The 14926-nt window shown below is 73.7% G+C and carries 11 protein-coding genes and 1 tRNA gene; 4 read left to right on the top strand and 8 right to left on the bottom strand.

Going from position 1 to position 14926, the window contains the following annotated elements; translation table 11 throughout:
• Positions 1-51: 51 nt before the first annotated feature.
• Together ACFYMP_RS15875 and ACFYMP_RS15880 are read left to right on the top strand one after the other, a co-directional pair.
• Complete coding sequence (locus ACFYMP_RS15875) at positions 52-1377, top strand: VWA domain-containing protein (RefSeq protein ID WP_388856689.1); 1326 nt, start codon at positions 52-54, stop codon at positions 1375-1377.
• 96 nt (positions 1378-1473) lie between these two features.
• Positions 1474-2514 carry an FHA domain-containing protein gene (locus ACFYMP_RS15880; RefSeq protein WP_388856692.1) on the top strand — a complete coding sequence of 347 codons (1041 nt, stop codon included), beginning with the start codon at positions 1474-1476 and terminating at the stop codon, positions 2512-2514.
• 106 nt (positions 2515-2620) lie between these two features.
• Here ACFYMP_RS15880 and ACFYMP_RS15885 read toward each other — a convergent pair whose 3' ends face one another.
• Positions 2621-3628 carry a methyltransferase domain-containing protein gene (locus tag ACFYMP_RS15885; RefSeq protein WP_388856695.1) on the bottom strand — a complete coding sequence of 336 codons (1008 nt, stop codon included), beginning with the start codon at positions 3626-3628 and terminating at the stop codon, positions 2621-2623.
• Positions 3629-3773: 145 nt separating this feature from the next.
• Here ACFYMP_RS15885 and ACFYMP_RS15890 point away from each other — a divergent pair, with 145 nt between their 5' ends.
• Positions 3774-4178: a globin gene (locus ACFYMP_RS15890; protein ID WP_388856698.1), complete on the top strand. Its 405-nt coding sequence runs from the start codon at positions 3774-3776 to the stop codon at positions 4176-4178.
• A 24-nt stretch (positions 4179-4202) separates the two neighbouring features.
• On the opposite strand, the gene ACFYMP_RS15895 is transcribed toward ACFYMP_RS15890, so the two are convergent.
• The 7 genes from ACFYMP_RS15895 to ACFYMP_RS15925 all read right to left on the bottom strand — a co-directional run bounded on the left by ACFYMP_RS15895 (position 4203) and on the right by ACFYMP_RS15925 (position 14369).
• Complete coding sequence (locus tag ACFYMP_RS15895) at positions 4203-4937, bottom strand: hypothetical protein (protein ID WP_388856701.1); 735 nt, start codon at positions 4935-4937, stop codon at positions 4203-4205.
• A complete protein-coding gene (locus ACFYMP_RS15900) occupies positions 4934-5383 on the bottom strand; it encodes an acyl-CoA thioesterase (protein ID WP_388856704.1) in 450 nt (149 codons plus the stop codon). The genes ACFYMP_RS15895 and ACFYMP_RS15900 overlap by 4 nt, the downstream gene beginning before the upstream one ends.
• A gap of 6 nt (positions 5384-5389) precedes the next feature.
• Positions 5390-7054: an energy-dependent translational throttle protein EttA gene (gene ettA / locus ACFYMP_RS15905; protein WP_388856707.1), complete on the bottom strand. Its 1665-nt coding sequence runs from the start codon at positions 7052-7054 to the stop codon at positions 5390-5392.
• 259 nt (positions 7055-7313) lie between these two features.
• A complete protein-coding gene (locus tag ACFYMP_RS15910; RefSeq protein ID WP_388856710.1) occupies positions 7314-8747 on the bottom strand; it encodes a Cys-Gln thioester bond-forming surface protein in 1434 nt (477 codons plus the stop codon).
• A gap of 529 nt (positions 8748-9276) precedes the next feature.
• Positions 9277-9933, bottom strand: a complete 657-nt coding sequence (locus ACFYMP_RS15915) for a single-stranded DNA-binding protein (RefSeq protein ID WP_388856713.1) — start codon at positions 9931-9933, stop codon at positions 9277-9279.
• Positions 9934-10170: 237 nt separating this feature from the next.
• On the bottom strand, positions 10171-12240 hold the full coding sequence (locus ACFYMP_RS15920) for a GTPase (protein ID WP_388856755.1): 2070 nt from the start codon (positions 12238-12240) through the stop codon (positions 10171-10173).
• Positions 12241-12740: 500 nt separating this feature from the next.
• On the bottom strand, positions 12741-14369 hold the full coding sequence (locus ACFYMP_RS15925) for a dynamin family protein (RefSeq protein ID WP_388856716.1): 1629 nt from the start codon (positions 14367-14369) through the stop codon (positions 12741-12743).
• A gap of 309 nt (positions 14370-14678) precedes the next feature.
• Here ACFYMP_RS15925 and ACFYMP_RS15930 point away from each other — a divergent pair.
• Positions 14679-14754: transfer RNA gene (locus tag ACFYMP_RS15930), tRNA-Arg, on the top strand.
• The last annotated feature ends 172 nt before the right edge of the window (positions 14755-14926 follow it).

Consider the following 14926-nt stretch of genomic DNA (forward strand, 5'->3'; position numbering starts at 1 on the left):
CCTGTATTCCGGAGGCGAGGGAGCCTCCAACAAAAAGGGGGGTCTGTCAAGATGGCGAATTTCTCGAAGCCGGCGGTGCCGGAGTTCTCCGCCGAGGTGTACCAGAACGCCTGTCTGCCGCAGGGCGCGGGCGAGGTCAACGCGATCGTGACGGTGACGTCGACGGGCGGGGGCACCTCGGGGACGTTCCCGGGTACGCCGGCGGGTCAGGACGCGGCGGTCGCGCTGATGGTCGACTGCTCGGGCTCGATGGACTATCCGCCGGCGAAGATGCGGAACGCGCGGGCGGCGACGGCGGCGGCCGTCGACACGCTGCGCGACGGCACGCACTTCGCGGTGATCGCGGGGACGCATGTCGCGAGGGAGGTCTATCCGGGCGGCGGCCGGCTGGCGGTGGCGGGCGAGCAGACCCGGGAGCAGGCGCGGCAGGCGCTGCGTTCGCTGAGCGCGGGCGGCGGTACGGCGGTGGGGACGTGGCTGCGGCTCGCGGACCGGCTGCTGTCCTCGGCGCGGGTCTCGATCCGGCACGGGGTCCTGCTGACGGACGGCCGCAACGAGCACGAGTCGCCGGAGGACCTGCGGGCGACGCTGGCGGCCTGCGCGGGCCGTTTCACGTGTGACGCGCGGGGCGTGGGTACCGACTGGGAGGTGAAGGAGGTCACGGCCATCGCCTCGGCGCTGCTGGGGACGGCGGACATCGTGGCCGATCCGCAGCACCTCTCGGCCGACTTCACGGGGATCATGGAGAAGGCGATGGGCAAGGAGGTCGCGGACGTGGGTCTGCGGCTGTGGACGCCCCAGGGCGCGGAGATCGTCTTCGTCAAGCAGGTGGCGCCGAGCGTCGAGGACCTGACCGCGCGGCGCACCGAGGTGGGTCCGCGGGCAGGGGACTATCCGACGGGTTCATGGGGCGACGAGTCGCGCGACTACCACGTGTGTGTCCGGGTCCCTCCGGCCGGTGTCGGCCAGGAGATGCTCGCGGCGCGGGTCTCGCTGGTGGTCCCGCAGGCGGACGGCGGGGTGCGGACGCTGGCGCAGGGTCTGGTGCGGGCGGTGTGGACGGACGACGTCGTGGCGTCGACGAAGATGAATCCGCAGGTCGCGCACTACACGGGCCAGGCGGAGCTGGCGCACGTCATCCAGGAGGGGCTGGAGGCCCGCAAGGCGGGCGACGAGGACGGGGCGACGGCGAAACTCGGCCGCGCCGTGCAGCTGGCGAACGCCTCCGGCAACGACGATACGGCGAAATTGCTGGCGAAGGTGGTGGATGTGCTGGATGCCCCTGCGGGTACTGTGCGACTGAAGGCGAAGGTCGCGGAGGCCGACGAGATGACTCTCGAAACCCGGTCGACGAAGACGGTTCGCGTGAAGAAGTGAATGTGACGTAGTGAAGCAGTGTGCCGTCGTGAGACGGGAAGGACTGCGCGAGACCGGCCGCCCGGCCGGAGTAGAAGGAGAGGAGGAAGCGCCGACATGCCGACCTGCCCGAACGGACACCAGTCGGGTTCCGACGACTGGTGCGAGGTCTGCGGCCACCGCATGGCCGGGTCGGGCGGACCTGTGCCGCCGCCTTCCCCGCAGCCCGCTCCGCCGTACGGCTACCCGCAGCCCGGCGAGGGTGCGGGAGCGCCGCCGGAGCTGTGCCCCCAGTGCGGTACGCAGCGTGAGGCGAACGCCCCGTTCTGCGAGCACTGCCGCTGGAACTTCATGACCAACACGGCGACCTCGTACGTGCCGCCGGCGCCGCGCGCGCCGGGTGGTTTCCCGGGGCGTGAACCGCACGAGTACCAGGCCTCGCGGCCCTCGCAGATGAACCGGCCCGCGGAGTCGTTCAGTCCGGACCCGCGCGATCCGGGGCCCGGCCGGTTCCCGACCGGTGCGGGGGCACCCGCCCCGGCCCCGCAGGGCTTCCCCGACCCGTATCAGCGTGAGCAGCAGTCGTATCCGCCCGGCCCGCCCGCGCAGGGGGCCGGGCAGGGTGGCCGGCACGGCGGCCAGGGCACCCAGCAGGGTCCCGGCGCCGGGCACGGCGGCTACGGCGGCGGGGAGGACGACTGGCTGATGGCCCCGCCCTCGGCGCAGTACCCGCCCTCGGCTCCGGCGGGCCCGGGGACGTGGTCGGCGACGATCGCCCCGGACCGCGACTACTTCATGGCGATGATGCAGCGCAGTGGTCCGGAGGCGGCGGGGCTCAACATGCCCGCGTACTCGCCGGAGCAGCATCTGCCGCTGACGGGGAATCAGGTGACGATCGGCCGTCGCCGGCATTCGACGGGGGACACCCCGGACATCGATCTGTCGGTGCCGCCGGAGGACCCGGGCGTCTCGCACCAGCACGCGGTGCTCGCCCAGCAGCCGGACGGCAGCTGGGCCGTGGTGGACCAGAACTCGACCAACGGCACGACGATCAACGGCGGTGAGGAACCGATCCAGCCGTTCGTGACGGTGCCGCTGGCCGACGGCGATCAGGTGCATGTCGGCGCCTGGACGACGATCACGATCCACCGGGACTGACGCGCGTGGGGCGGTGCCGGTACGGGCCGTACGCCAGGGCTCGCACCCCGGCGTACGGCCCGTCCGGCGTCTCGGCGTCCTCGCGCTCGCCGGGGCCGGTCCGGCCCTAGGGCAGCGCCCAGGCGTAGGGCCCGTCGGGTTCGTCGAGCCAGGCCCACACGTGCGGTCCGCGGACGCTGACGCCGAAGCGTTCGCGGCTGGGGAGCCGCTCGCGCTGCCACAAGGCCATCGCCTCGTGCGGGTCGAGCTGTCCCGCGGTGAGGGCGAGCAGGAAGCGGAAGTCCTCGTCGCGGGCGGCCCAGTTGGGCACTCCGCCGAGGTAGGGCGAGGGGACGAGCCGCTGGTCGCCGCCGCGCAGCGGCACGAAGTAGGCGGGGGTGGACAGGAACCGGCCCTCGGCGTGTCCGGCGTCGCGTACCCGCAGGGCGAGCAGGCCGGTGGCGAGCGGGGCGAGGACGAGCGCTCCGGGGGCGCTCTGCTCCAGCCAGGCCCGGGGCAGGGTGCCGATGGCGCAGGTCACGACGGTCCGGTCGTAGGGCGCGTGGCCGGGGCAGCCCCGGGCGCCGTCCCCGGTGACGACGCGCGGGTGGTATCCGGCGCGGTCGAGGTGTACGCGGGCGGACTCGGTGATCTCCGGGTCGAGGTCGACGGTGGTGACGTGCGCGTCGCCGACCCGGTGGCTGAGCAGGGCCGCGTTGTAGCCGGTGCCGGCGCCGATCTCCAGGACCCGGTGTCCTGCGCGTACGTCGAGGTCGCGGAGCATGCGGGCCATGAGGGAGGGCTGGCTGCTGGAGGAGACGAGTTCCCCGTCGCGCAGCCGGGTCGCGAGGGGGACGTCGGCGTAGGCCCCTTCGATCCAGCGCTCCCGCCGCCGCGCGTCCGGGTCCTCGCCCCACAGCCGTTCGTACCCGCCCTCCCGGGACCGGGTGTAGTACCAGGGGACGAACAGGTGCCGGGGCACGGCCCGGAAGGCGTCGGCCCACGGGGAGTCCGGGCTGAGGCTGCCGCCGGCCAGGAGGGCGTCCACCAGGGCCTTCCTGGCCCGTCTGGCGCGCTCGGGTTCCCCGTCGGGGCGGGTGTCGGTCTCTGGCGGCTGGCGCTGCGGCTCGCTCATGTCCCCACTGTCCTGCGCGAGCGCTCCGCGCGCGAGTACGCGACGGGGTGAACGGGGTGACCCGGGGGCCGGTTTCCGTTCCGGGGGGCTTCGGGCGGGCCTTAGGTCTCAGGTCCTCCGCCGTGTCGTCTGAGACGATGGGGGGGTGAACGAGATCCCGCACGGCACGGTTCAGGAGCAGACCTTCTACGAGCAGGTCGGCGGTGAGGCGACCTTCCGGCGTCTGGTGCACGTCTTCTACCAGGGCGTCGCGCAGGACCCGTTGCTGCGGCCGATGTACCCGGAGGAGGACCTCGGCCCGGCGGAGGAGCGGTTCGCGCTGTTCCTCATGCAGTACTGGGGCGGTCCGCGCACCTACAGCGACCGGCGGGGGCATCCGAGGCTGCGGATGCGGCACGCGCCCTTCGCGGTGGACCGCGCGGCGCACGACGCCTGGCTGCGGCACATGCGTACGGCGGTGGACGACCTGGGCCTGTCCGAGGAGCACGAGCGCACGCTGTGGACGTATCTCACGTACGCGGCCGCCTCGATGATCAACCGGGCCGACTGAGCCGGGGCCGCGCCCCGGGCGCGGTCAGCCGCGCGGGGTGACGCTGAGGCCGCCGAGTCCCGAGCGGCGTACGGCGATCGAGCCGTAGGGCGTGTGCAGGCGCAGCCAGGGCCCCGAGGAGTACAGGGCGAGTTGTTCGTCGCCGCCGGTCTGCGGGCGCGCGGCCGCGCGGGAGACGGCGCCCCCGGTCTGCGGCCGGTGGGGGCGCAGGAAGCCGAGGGAGTGCGCGGCGTGCGCGGCGCGTACCGGCAGGCTCGTGTCGCCCACGGTGCGCGACCACACCTCCCGGCCGATGCGGTCGAGTTCGCCGCGGGTGCGCCCGGGTGGGGCGAGCCGCTCCATGCGGGTGCGGAACTCGGTGACGGCGGCGGAGACGGCCGCGCGTACGGCCTGCGGCAGCAGCGGTACCGGTTCGCGGCGCCAGCCGCCGCGCGGGGGCAGCAGCCCGGCCCAGGGCGGCCCGGTGACGGCGGCGGGCACGGTGACGGTGGCGCGGGTCTCGTCGACGGCCTCCAGGAGGTCCCCGGCGGACACGGTGACGTCGATCTCCTCCCGCGTCTCGCCCGGGGCGCGCTCTTCGAGCCGGACCGTGCGGATCGCGAGGACCTCGAAGGACGGGGGGCGGCCGAAGACGGCGAGGGTGGCGCCGCTGCCCCGGAGGCGGACGGCGGCGGCCTTGTCGTAGTGCAGCAGCCGGCCGAGGAAGGCCGCCAGGTCGGCGGCCTCCCCCGGGTCGGCGCAGCGCAGGGTGGTGCTCATACGGCGAGGGTCTCCGAGGAGCCGTCGTCGCGGTACTTCTCCAGGTACTCACGCTCGTAGGCGGTGATCCGCCGGGGGCGCCGCGCCTGGAGGTCGTAGGGCACGACGACGGTGGAGGCCCGCACGTACACCTCTTCCGGCCGCCCGTCCGTCTCCGGGTCCTTGACCTCGTAGGCGATGGTCAGGGACGCGGCACGCAGCCGTGTGACCCACGACTCGACGGTGACCGGCGCGTGCCGGTGCACCAGGGGCCGCAGGTAGTCGATCTCGTGCCGGGCGACGACCGAGCCGCCCGCGAAGGACGGTCCGCCGCCCTCGGGCCTGAGCCGGAACATGAAGTCGATACGGGCCTCTTCCAGGTAGCGGAGGAAGACCACGTTGTTGACGTGCCCGAAGGCGTCCATGTCGGCCCAGCGCAGCGGGCACTGGTAGAGGTGTCGCGCCATCGCCGCTCAGCCTCGCGTGAGCTTCTTGTAGGTGGCGCGGTGCGGGCGGGCCGCGTCGGCGCCGAGTCGCTCGATCTTGTTCTTCTCGTACGACTCGTAGTTGCCCTCGAACCAGAACCACTTGGAGTCGCCCTCGTAGGCGAGGATGTGCGTCGCGACGCGGTCCAGGAACCAGCGGTCGTGGGAGACGACCACGGCGCAGCCGGGGAACTCCAGGAGCGCGTTCTCCAGCGAGGACAGGGTCTCGACGTCCAGGTCGTTGGTCGGCTCGTCGAGGAGCAGCAGGTTGCCGCCCTGCTTGAGGGTGAGCGCGAGGTTGAGGCGGTTGCGCTCACCGCCGGAGAGCACCCCGGCGGGCTTCTGCTGGTCGGGGCCCTTGAAGCCGAACGCCGAGACGTAGGCGCGGGAGGGCATCTCGACCTGGCCGACGTTGATGTAGTCGAGCCCGTCGGACACGACCTCCCACAGCGTCTTCTTCGGGTCGATGTTGGAGCGGTTCTGGTCGACGTAGGAGATCTGGACGGTCTCGCCGACCTTGATGCTGCCGGAGTCCGCGTCCTCGAAGCCCTGGAGCATCTTGAACAGCGTGGTCTTCCCGGCGCCGTTGGGGCCGATCACACCGACGATGCCGTTGCGCGGGAGGGTGAAGGACAGGTCGTCGATGAGGACCTTGTCGCCGAACGCCTTGTTGAGGTGGTCGACCTCGACGACGATGCTGCCCAGCCGCGGGCCCGGCGGGATCTGGATCTCCTCGAAGTCCAGCTTCCTGGTCTTCTCGGCCTCGGCGGCCATCTCCTCGTAGCGGGCCAGACGCGCCTTGGACTTGGCCTGCCGGCCCTTGGCGTTGGAGCGCACCCACTCCAGCTCTTCCTTGAGCCGCTTGGCGCGCTTCTGGTCCTTGGCGCCCTCGACCTTGAGACGGGTCTGCTTCGTCTCCAGGTACGTCGAGTAGTTGCCCTCGTAGCCGATGGCGCGGCCCCGGTCGAGTTCGAGGATCCACTCGGCGACGTTGTCGAGGAAGTACCGGTCGTGGGTGATGGCCACGACGGTGCCCTCGTACTTGGCGAGGTGCTGCTCCAGCCAGTTCACCGACTCGGCGTCGAGGTGGTTGGTGGGCTCGTCGAGCAGCAGCAGGTCGGGGGCTTCCAGCAGCAGCTTGCAGAGCGCGACACGGCGCTTCTCGCCACCGGAGAGGTTCACGACGGGCCAGTCGCCGGGCGGGCAGCCGAGGGCGTCCATGGCCTGTTCGAGCTGCGCGTCCAGGTCCCAGGCGTTCGCGTGGTCCAGGTCCTCCTGGAGCTTGCCCATCTCCTCCAGCAGCGCGTCGGAGTAGTCGGTCGCCATGAGTTCGGCGATCTCGTTGAACCGCTTGAGCTTGCCCATGGTCTCGGCGACGCCGTCCTGGACGTTCTCCAGGACCGTCTTGGTCTCGTCGAGCGGGGGCTCCTGGAGCAGGATGCCGACGCTGTAGCCGGGCGAGAGGAACGCGTCGCCGTTCGAGGGCTGCTCGAGACCGGCCATGATCTTGAGCACGGTCGACTTGCCGGCGCCGTTGGGGCCCACGACACCGATCTTCGCGCCCGGCAGGAAGCTCAGCGTCACGTCGTCAAGGATGACCTTGTCGCCGTGCGCCTTGCGCGTCTTGCGCATGGTGTAGATGTACTCAGCCAAGAGAAACCGTCCGGCAGTCGTGGATCTGACAGTGTCGTGAAAGGGCTCCGCCGCGTGCGGGCAGATGCATCCATCTTGCCGTACCACGGGGCTGGGGCGAAAACGGGTTCCCCCCGGGGGTACCGGCGCCGGGGCGGGCGCCCCGCGAGGGGAGCGGGAGCGACGCGAGGCCGGAAGCCCGGTACGTCCGGGCCCCGGCCTCGTCACCGAGCGCACCGGGTGCGGTGCGCTCGGTGGTGTCGTGTGCGTGGTGCCGTCGTTACGCCGTCTTCCTCCGCTTGAGGAAGAACACGGTGCCGCCGCCTAGGACGACGAGCACGACGGCCACACCGGCGATGACGGGGGTCGCGCTGGAGCCACCGGTCGCGGCGAGGTCGCCGCCCTTGCCGGTGCCGCCGGCCGAGTCACCGGCCGAGCCGTTGCCGGAGCCGTTGCCCGAGCCGGGGCTCGCCGGGGAGGCGCTCGGCAGCGGCGACTGCTCGCCCTTCACGCTCTCGCCGCCGGCGGACGCGACCTTGCAGTCGAGAACGCCCTTGATCTCCTTCTGGAAGCCGTTCGGCCCGGTGATGGTGAAGTCGTAGGACTGGTCCTCCTTCACCGGCACCGTGACGGTGGCCGTCCGGCCGGCCTCCACGGTGTGCCGCTGACCGGCCAGCTCGAAGGTGAACGGCTTGTCGCCCTGGTTGCTCGCGGTCACGTCCACGCCGCCCTTGGCGCAGTTCTTCTGCGCCGAGACGGCGGGGATGGCGCCCTTCTCGGCCCAGTTCGCGGTGGCCTGGGCGGAGACGGTCGACTCGCTGGAGCCGGCCAGGATCTGCGTCTGGCTGCGGGTCTCCGAGGCGAAGGCACGGCCGACCGGAACGGTCGTGGTGGCGCGCACGGTCAGCGCGGCCGAACCCGGCGCGGCACCGGCCGGCACGTCGAAGAAGAGCCGGCTGCCGTCGGTGGCGGAGGTGACGGGCTTGCCGTCCTTGTCGACGATCTTGACCCCGGCGCCCGCGGCGTCGGCGGCCTCCAGGCCGGCGCTGCCCGCGTTGGTGTGCACGGTGACCGGTCCGAGCTTCTCGCCCGCCTTGCCGGAGACGGCCGGCGGGTCGAGCGTCAGCGAGGACTTCGGCTCGGCGATGTTCTGCGCGCTCTTCTGGAGGTAGTCGGCGAGCTTCTCGGCCGCGGGGTCGACCGCGTCGACGTCGGCGCCGTCCGAGTAGCGCCAGATGGCGACCTGGGTGCCCGCGGCGGCCGTCTTCTCGGTGAGGCTGCCGGCCCCGGCCTTCTGGGCCAGCTCGGCCAGGTTGTTGACCTGGGGGTAGGAGTTCTCCAGAATCCAGCGGATCTTGCCGGCTTCCGGGTTCGTGTTGAGGGACGTCCCGCTCCAGGGGGTCTCCTGGTACTTCGCGTCCGGCTGCGTGGGGTGGTTGATGTCGATGCAGTAGGTCTGGAGCGTTCCGCCCTGGTCGACCTCCATCGTGAACAGCCCGGCCTTGACCGACTTGTCCTTGTCGCCGTGGATCACGGCGTCGTCGCTCTTGTCGCTCAGCCCGCCGAGCGTGGCGGAGGCACCTCCCTGGTGCTGCGAGGCCTCCTCCGCCGCGGTGGCCGCGCCCGCGCCGGCTATCGCACCGGTGGCGACGACGCCGGACACGACCGCTGCCGCGGCGAGGCGGGCGGCACCCCGCCTACGTACAGAAAACATGTAATTCCCCTCCGGGCAGGACCCGTACAGATCGTGGGGTGGGGTCCCACCAGCAGAATTCAGTGCCAAGTGCCCCATGGGCCGCAGCGGGTCACACCCCGCGGGCCTCGCCGGGAATCCTAGGTACGGAGCGCCACTCCTTTCCCAGTCACACCGTCCGACAACCAGTTCGCATCACAATCGTTATCCGCGACAGGCGTGTTGACCCGCCAATATCGACATGTCACCGCCACGGACGCCCCGATAAGCCGCAGTTCGGGTGGGGGGAACGAGTGGGACGGGTGGACGGGTGGACGGGTCGACGGGTCGACGGGCGGACGGGTCGACGGGCGGACGGACGGACGGACGGGCGGACGGGCGGACGGGCGGACGGGTGAGTGGACGGGCGAGCGAGTGGCTGGGCGGCCGACGGCGGAGGGAGGCGCGGTGAACCCCCGTGTGCGCCCTCGTGGTTGTTCGTCCCTGCGCCCCGCACTCGCTCCGCCCCCGGCCCTCGACGGCCACCCGCCCGCGCGGGCGCCCGGCGCGCCTAACCGGCCGCCACGCCGGCCGTTTTCCTCCTCGGCCTCGCCGCGGGCCTCTTCCCGGCGGGTGCCGCGGAACCAGCCGCCACGGAAGCTCCCCGGCTTGCCCGCGCGCCTTCCTGACCGCCCGTCACCTCGGCAGCCGGTGCCGCTCCCATGGGCTCGTCCGCCGTCGGGGCCGTCGTCGAGGCCGCCGTCGGGTCCGCCGTCGGGTCCGTGAGGAACAGGGAGCCGACCGGGTCTCCGGGCCCTCCCGAGTGTCCTGCCGCCTCGGCGGCCGCGGCGCTCCTGCCGTCCTCCGCGGTGCGCCGCACCCGCCGGAACGCGGAGGTGCCGCGCGCCATGTCGTGGCCGACGGCGACCGCGTCGATGTCCACCGAGGTCCAGTGCTGCCCGCCGCGCTCCTCCTCCCGCACCCGCAGCCTGCCCTGCACCACGACGGGTTCCCCCACCGACAGGGAGGCGGCCAGGTTCTGGGCCAGGGAGCGCCATGCCAGCACGGTGAAGAAGTTGGTGTGCCCGTCCAGCCACATCTGCTTCTCGCGGTCCCAGCGCCGCGCGGTCACCGCGAGCCTGAACCGGGTGAGCGCCCCGGTCGGCACCTCCCTGAACACGGGCGTCGTCGCGACGTTGCCCACCACGGTCACCAGCGTCTCGTTCATCGTCCACTCCCCCTGCCGCGCCGCTCCCGGCGCCCAGCCTGCTTCTGCCGTACCGGCGCCGTCCGACGCCGTGCACACAGAGTGACCGATTCCGGCGGTCCCCGCAGGACCTGTGGATAACTCGTCCACCGACTGTCACGAGAAGGCCGCGAACGTGACAGCGCCTCACCCACAGGGGTGAGGCGCTGTCACACGAAAGCGGCCGGCCCGCCGTCGACGGCCCGAAGGCCGACTCGGTCAGCGCGGTAGCGCGGGCACACCCTCCGGGTCCGCCGCCCGCGCACCGGCGTCCCGGCCCGGGGAGCCGCCCAGCGGTGCGGGCAGCAGCGCGGCGGTACCGGCGGCGGGACCGTCCCCGACTACGCGCGTGAACTGCTCGCGCACCTCCTCGTACCGCAGCAGTTCGGCCGCGACCGGGTCGAGGACCCTGGCCCGGCCGCAGCCGGCCGCCGCCTCGCGCAGGCGGCGTTCGGCGTCCGTCCCGTAGCGGCGGGCCGGTCCGCGGGCGGCGATCCGGCAGGACCACTCGACGCACGGGCCGCCCACGATCCCGGCGACCATGAGGAGCACGGGCACCCCCAGGTTCGGGGACAGCACCCCGGCGATCTGCCCGACCAGCCACAGCGCGCCGATGACCTGAAGCAGCGTCATGGCCGCCTGGGTGAGCACCGCGACGGGCCACCAGCCGGGCCTGGGCGGCCGTCCCGTGGGGTCGGACACGGCGGCCGTCAGCTCGTCGAGCGCCTGCGGCAGTTCGCGGGCCCCGCGCGCCGCCGCCTCGCGGACCGCGATGCCCCAGGGGCCCGGCAGCCCCTGTGCGGCCTCCTCGCCGACCGTGCGTACCGCCTGTTCCACCCGCTGGCGCGCGGTGGCCTCCGTCTCCGCGGGGGCCTCCGGCGCGGGAGGTGTGTTCTCGGGCCGCCTGCGCCCCTCGTACCAGTGCCACAGCCGCAGCCACGGCGTGCCGCAGGCCCGGCCCGCGTTCCTGCGCCAGGCACGTTCCGCGGCCTCCCCGGCGGCGGCGGCGCCGACCGCCTCGGCGAGCCGGTCGGCGAACTCGTCGCGGGCGTCCTCGCTGAGTCCGGCGCGCCGCCCGGCGGCGTACACCGGGCGCAGCCGGGCGGCGACGAGGTCGAGATCGGCGGCGACCCGCCGGGCGGCGGCCCGTCGTTCGCCGACGAGCCGGCCGAGTTCCTCGCGCAGCTCCCCGACGCCCTCGCCGGTGAGGGCGGACAGCGCGAGCACCGTGGCCCCTGGCTCACCGTGCTCGCCGAGGGCGATGCCGTCCTCGTCGAGGAGCCGGCGCAGATCGTCGAGGACGAGGTCGGCGGCCTCCCCGGGGAGCCGGTCGATCTGGTTGAGCACGACGAAGGAGACCTCGGCGTGCCCGGCCATCGGCCGCAGATAGCGTTCGTGCAGGACGGCGTCCGCGTACTTCTCCGGGTCCACGACCCAGATGACGGCGTCCACGAGGCCGAGGATGCGGTCCACCTGGGCGCGGTGCTCGACGGCGGCGGAGTCGTGGTCGGGCAGGTCGATGAGGACGAGCCCGCTCAGCTCCCCCTCCCCGTCCGGCCCCTGCACGGGCCGCCTGCGCAGCCGTCCGGGGACGCCGAGCCGGTCGAGCAGTCCGGCCGCCCCGTCCGTCCAGCTGCACGCCAGGGGCGCGGAGGTCGTGGGCCGCCGTACGCCGGTGTCCGAGATGTTCACCCCGGCGAGGGAGTTGAACAGCGTGGACTTGCCGCTTCCGGTCGCTCCGGCGAGAGCGACGACGGTGTGCCGCCCCGAGAGCCGGCGCCGCGCGGCGGCCTCGTCGAGCACCCGTCCGGCCTCGGCGAGGGTCTCCTCGTCCAGCCGGGCCCGGGACAGCCCGACGAGTTCGCGCAGCGCGTCGAGCCGTTCCCGCACGGGCCCCTCGCGGAACCCGGCGACCTCGGTGTGCGCGGCGGCCCGCGCGGGCGGGGCCGGGCACACGCCGGTGGCCAGGTCGGCGGGAACGGCGGCGGGCGCGGCCGTCTCCGGCGTGGGGGCCCGCTCGGCCCGCCGGCCCCGGCGCGCGATGAGCCCGTCGTCGAGCGCGGCGACCGGGGCGGGGACCGGCCGGCGCGCACCGGAACCGCCCTCCGGCTCCCCCGTACCGTCGCCTCCTCCGTCCTCACCGGTCTCGGCGGCGAGCGCCGGGGAGCCTTCCGGCGCCCCGGCGCCGTCCCCACCGCCGTCCCCGCCACCGCGTGCCTGCCCGGCCTCCCGGATCTCCCCGGTCTCCCCGATCTCCTGGATCTCCTCGACCTCTTCAGCCCCCTCGATCCCCTCCGGCCGGGACGAGGGTTCCGGCCGGTCCGTGCGCGATGCTGTCCCCGGTTCGCCGCTGGGGGCGGGTACGACGCCGCGCGTGTAGACGAGGACGGGTGCGGCGGGAAGGACGAGCCCGGGGCCGTCCTGGCCCCGCACCTGTCCCTGGCCCTGCCCGTGCCCCTGGCCCTGTCCGTGTCCCTGGCCCTGTCCGTGTCCCTGGCCGGGAACGGACGCGGCGGGGGCGGCGGGGGCGGCGCGGCCGGGCGAGGGGCTCTCGTTCGGCGCCGAGGGACCGGCGGCCGCCCGGGGGTCCGTGCTCTCCTGCGCGCGGGCCTCGTCCTCCGCCCCGCCCCGGCCGTCCTGCTCACCGGGCGAGGTATCGCGGAGGGCGTCCTCGGCCCCGGCGTCCCCAGCCGCCCACGTGGCTTCGGTGGCCCCGGTCTCCACGGCCGGTTCGGTGGGCCCGGCCCCTCCGGTCACTCCGGTGGTGTTGGTCGCGGTGCTCACCGCGTTCACCTCTCCTTCTCCTTCTCCAGCACGGACAGCGCCGCGATCAGTTCCGCCTGCGGCTCCGCACGCAGGCCCAGAGCGTCGAGAGGGGCGAGACGCCGGTCGCGTTCGGCGCTCAGGACCCGGTCCAGGCATTCCCCGAGGAGTTCTCCGCCCCGGTCCCGCAGCCGTACGGCTGCCTCGGCGCCGATGCGCTCGGCCAGGTGCTCGCCCGCGACGCCGCCGCGCCGGCCGCCGAGCAGGGCCGTGACCAGCAGAGCGGTGACGGCCTCCGGGTCGGGGGCGGTGGTGTGGTCGAGCGCGCGCACCTCGTCCTCGGCGTACTCCTCCACGACGCGCCGCCAGCGCCGTACGGCGACACCCACCCGGTGATCGACCGTGCCACCGCCCCACTCCCGTACCGGCGAGGCCAGTTCGGGGGCGCGGGCGGCGGGCTCGCGACGCCAGCGTTCGTCGATGTGCTCGTCGGCGGCGGTGACGGCGCACAGCAGGAGGGCGCCGAGGCTGTCGACGAGGGCGTCGAGCAGCTCGGCCGGGCTGGAGTCGACGGGGTAGGCGTACCAGCGCTTGAGCGCGTCCCCGGCCAGTACGGCCCCGTCCTGGAGCCGTTCGTGCAGCCGGGCGTGCTCGGCCGCGTGCGCCTCCTCCACGGCGGCGACCAGGCGTACGGAGGCGGCGTACTGCGCGGCGACGGCTGAGGCGATCTCCGGCATCCGGCGCCGCAGCGAGCCGAGCGCGCCGCGCGCCGTACGGGTGAGGGCGCGGTCACGGGCGGAGGGGTCGGCGGCGCGGTGGCCGAGCCAGGCGCGCAGCGGGGCGACGGCGGTCGCGGGCAGCGGCCCCCCGCCACCGGTGGACTCGGGCAGTTCGGGGACGGTGAAGCGGGGCACCTCGCCGAGTCCGGCCTTGGTGAGCAGCGCCCCGTACTGCCGGGAGACGTCGGCGAGGACCTGATGCGGCACCCGGTCCAGGACGGTGACGAGGGTCGCGTCCTGCTCCTTGGCGGTGCGCAGCAGGTGCCAGGGGACGGCGTCGGCGTACCGGGAGGCGGTGGTCACCATGATCCAGATGTCGGCGGCGCAGATCAGCTCGGCGGCGAGGACCCGGTTGTGGGCGACGAGCGAGTCGATGTCGGGGGCGTCGAGCAACGCGAGGCCCGGCGGCAGCGCCTCGGCGGTCTCGATACGCAGGACCCGCCCGCGCTCGGTCGCCGGGTCCTCGTCCCCCTCCGGGGCGTGCGGGGATTCCTGCCTCGGCATCCACACGCGGGTCAGCTCGGGCAGCACCCGCAGACCGGCGAACCAGCGGTGGTCGTCGGGATGGCACACGAGGACCGGGTTGCGGGTGGTGGGGCGCAGTACACCCGCCTCACTGACCTGACGCCCGACCAGCGAGTTGACCAGCGTGGACTTTCCCGCGCCGGTGGACCCGCCGACGACGGCGAGCAGCGGTGCGCCGGGATCGCGCAGGCGCGGCAACAGGTAGTCGTCGAGCTGCGCGAGCAGTTCGTCCCGGTTGGCCCGAGCGCGCGGCGCGCCCGGCAGCGGGAGCGGACAGCGCACAGCGGCGACGCGGTCGCGCAGGTCCGAGAGGGCGTCGAGAAGCTGAGGCCGTACTTCCAAGGTCACCACATGGGCAGAATGCCCAATTTTGGCGACATATTGAAGCGTTTGGGCGCTTCTGCGTGGCAAGGGAACCCGGGCGGTGGAAGGGGCACGCGGGGGCGCGGGCATAACGAGTGCACAACACCCGGCACCGAGGGGGCCAAAAACGATGCGTGATTCGCACCTGCCTGCGATTATCGGGACCGCTTCACTGAACCTCCACATCGTGGCGCGGCGGCGAAGCAACGGAGACGAGGAGCCGGGAGCCCTATCCTTGTCCCCGGCATGGTCCAGGCTCCGCCCACATCCAGGGCTCCCGGCCACCGGTCACCATCGGCCCCCGTAGCTCAGTGGATAGAGCAGGCGCCTTCTAAGCGCTTGGCCGCAGGTTCGAGTCCTGCCGGGGGCGCCACCCAGAGGCCCGCCGATGAGCGGATATGCGCAGGACAGCGCCGCGCGACTCCGGTCGTGGGGGGGGGGGGGGGGGGGCGGCGGCCGGCCCCCAACCCGCCCCCCCCCCCGACCCCCCCCCCCCCCCACCACCCCCCCCCCCGCCCCGCCCCCGCCCCCCGCGACCCAACACC

The sequence above is a fragment of the Streptomyces sp. NPDC007088 genome, assembly GCF_042869355.1.
GTDB lineage: Bacteria > Actinomycetota > Actinomycetes > Streptomycetales > Streptomycetaceae > Streptomyces.

Coding starts and splice junctions, on each gene's coding strand:
- ACFYMP_RS15885 (WP_388856695.1), bottom strand. CDS start 3,628: ATGAGCGAGCCGCAGCGCCAGCCGCCAGAGACCGACACCCGCCCCGAC.
- ACFYMP_RS15880 (WP_388856692.1), top strand. CDS start 1,474: ATGCCGACCTGCCCGAACGGACACCAGTCGGGTTCCGACGACTGGTGC.
- ACFYMP_RS15910 (WP_388856710.1), bottom strand. CDS start 8,747: ATGTTTTCTGTACGTAGGCGGGGTGCCGCCCGCCTCGCCGCGGCAGCG.
- ACFYMP_RS15915 (WP_388856713.1), bottom strand. CDS start 9,933: ATGAACGAGACGCTGGTGACCGTGGTGGGCAACGTCGCGACGACGCCC.
- ACFYMP_RS15895 (WP_388856701.1), bottom strand. CDS start 4,937: ATGAGCACCACCCTGCGCTGCGCCGACCCGGGGGAGGCCGCCGACCTG.
- ACFYMP_RS15875 (WP_388856689.1), top strand. CDS start 52: ATGGCGAATTTCTCGAAGCCGGCGGTGCCGGAGTTCTCCGCCGAGGTG.
- ACFYMP_RS15900 (WP_388856704.1), bottom strand. CDS start 5,383: ATGGCGCGACACCTCTACCAGTGCCCGCTGCGCTGGGCCGACATGGAC.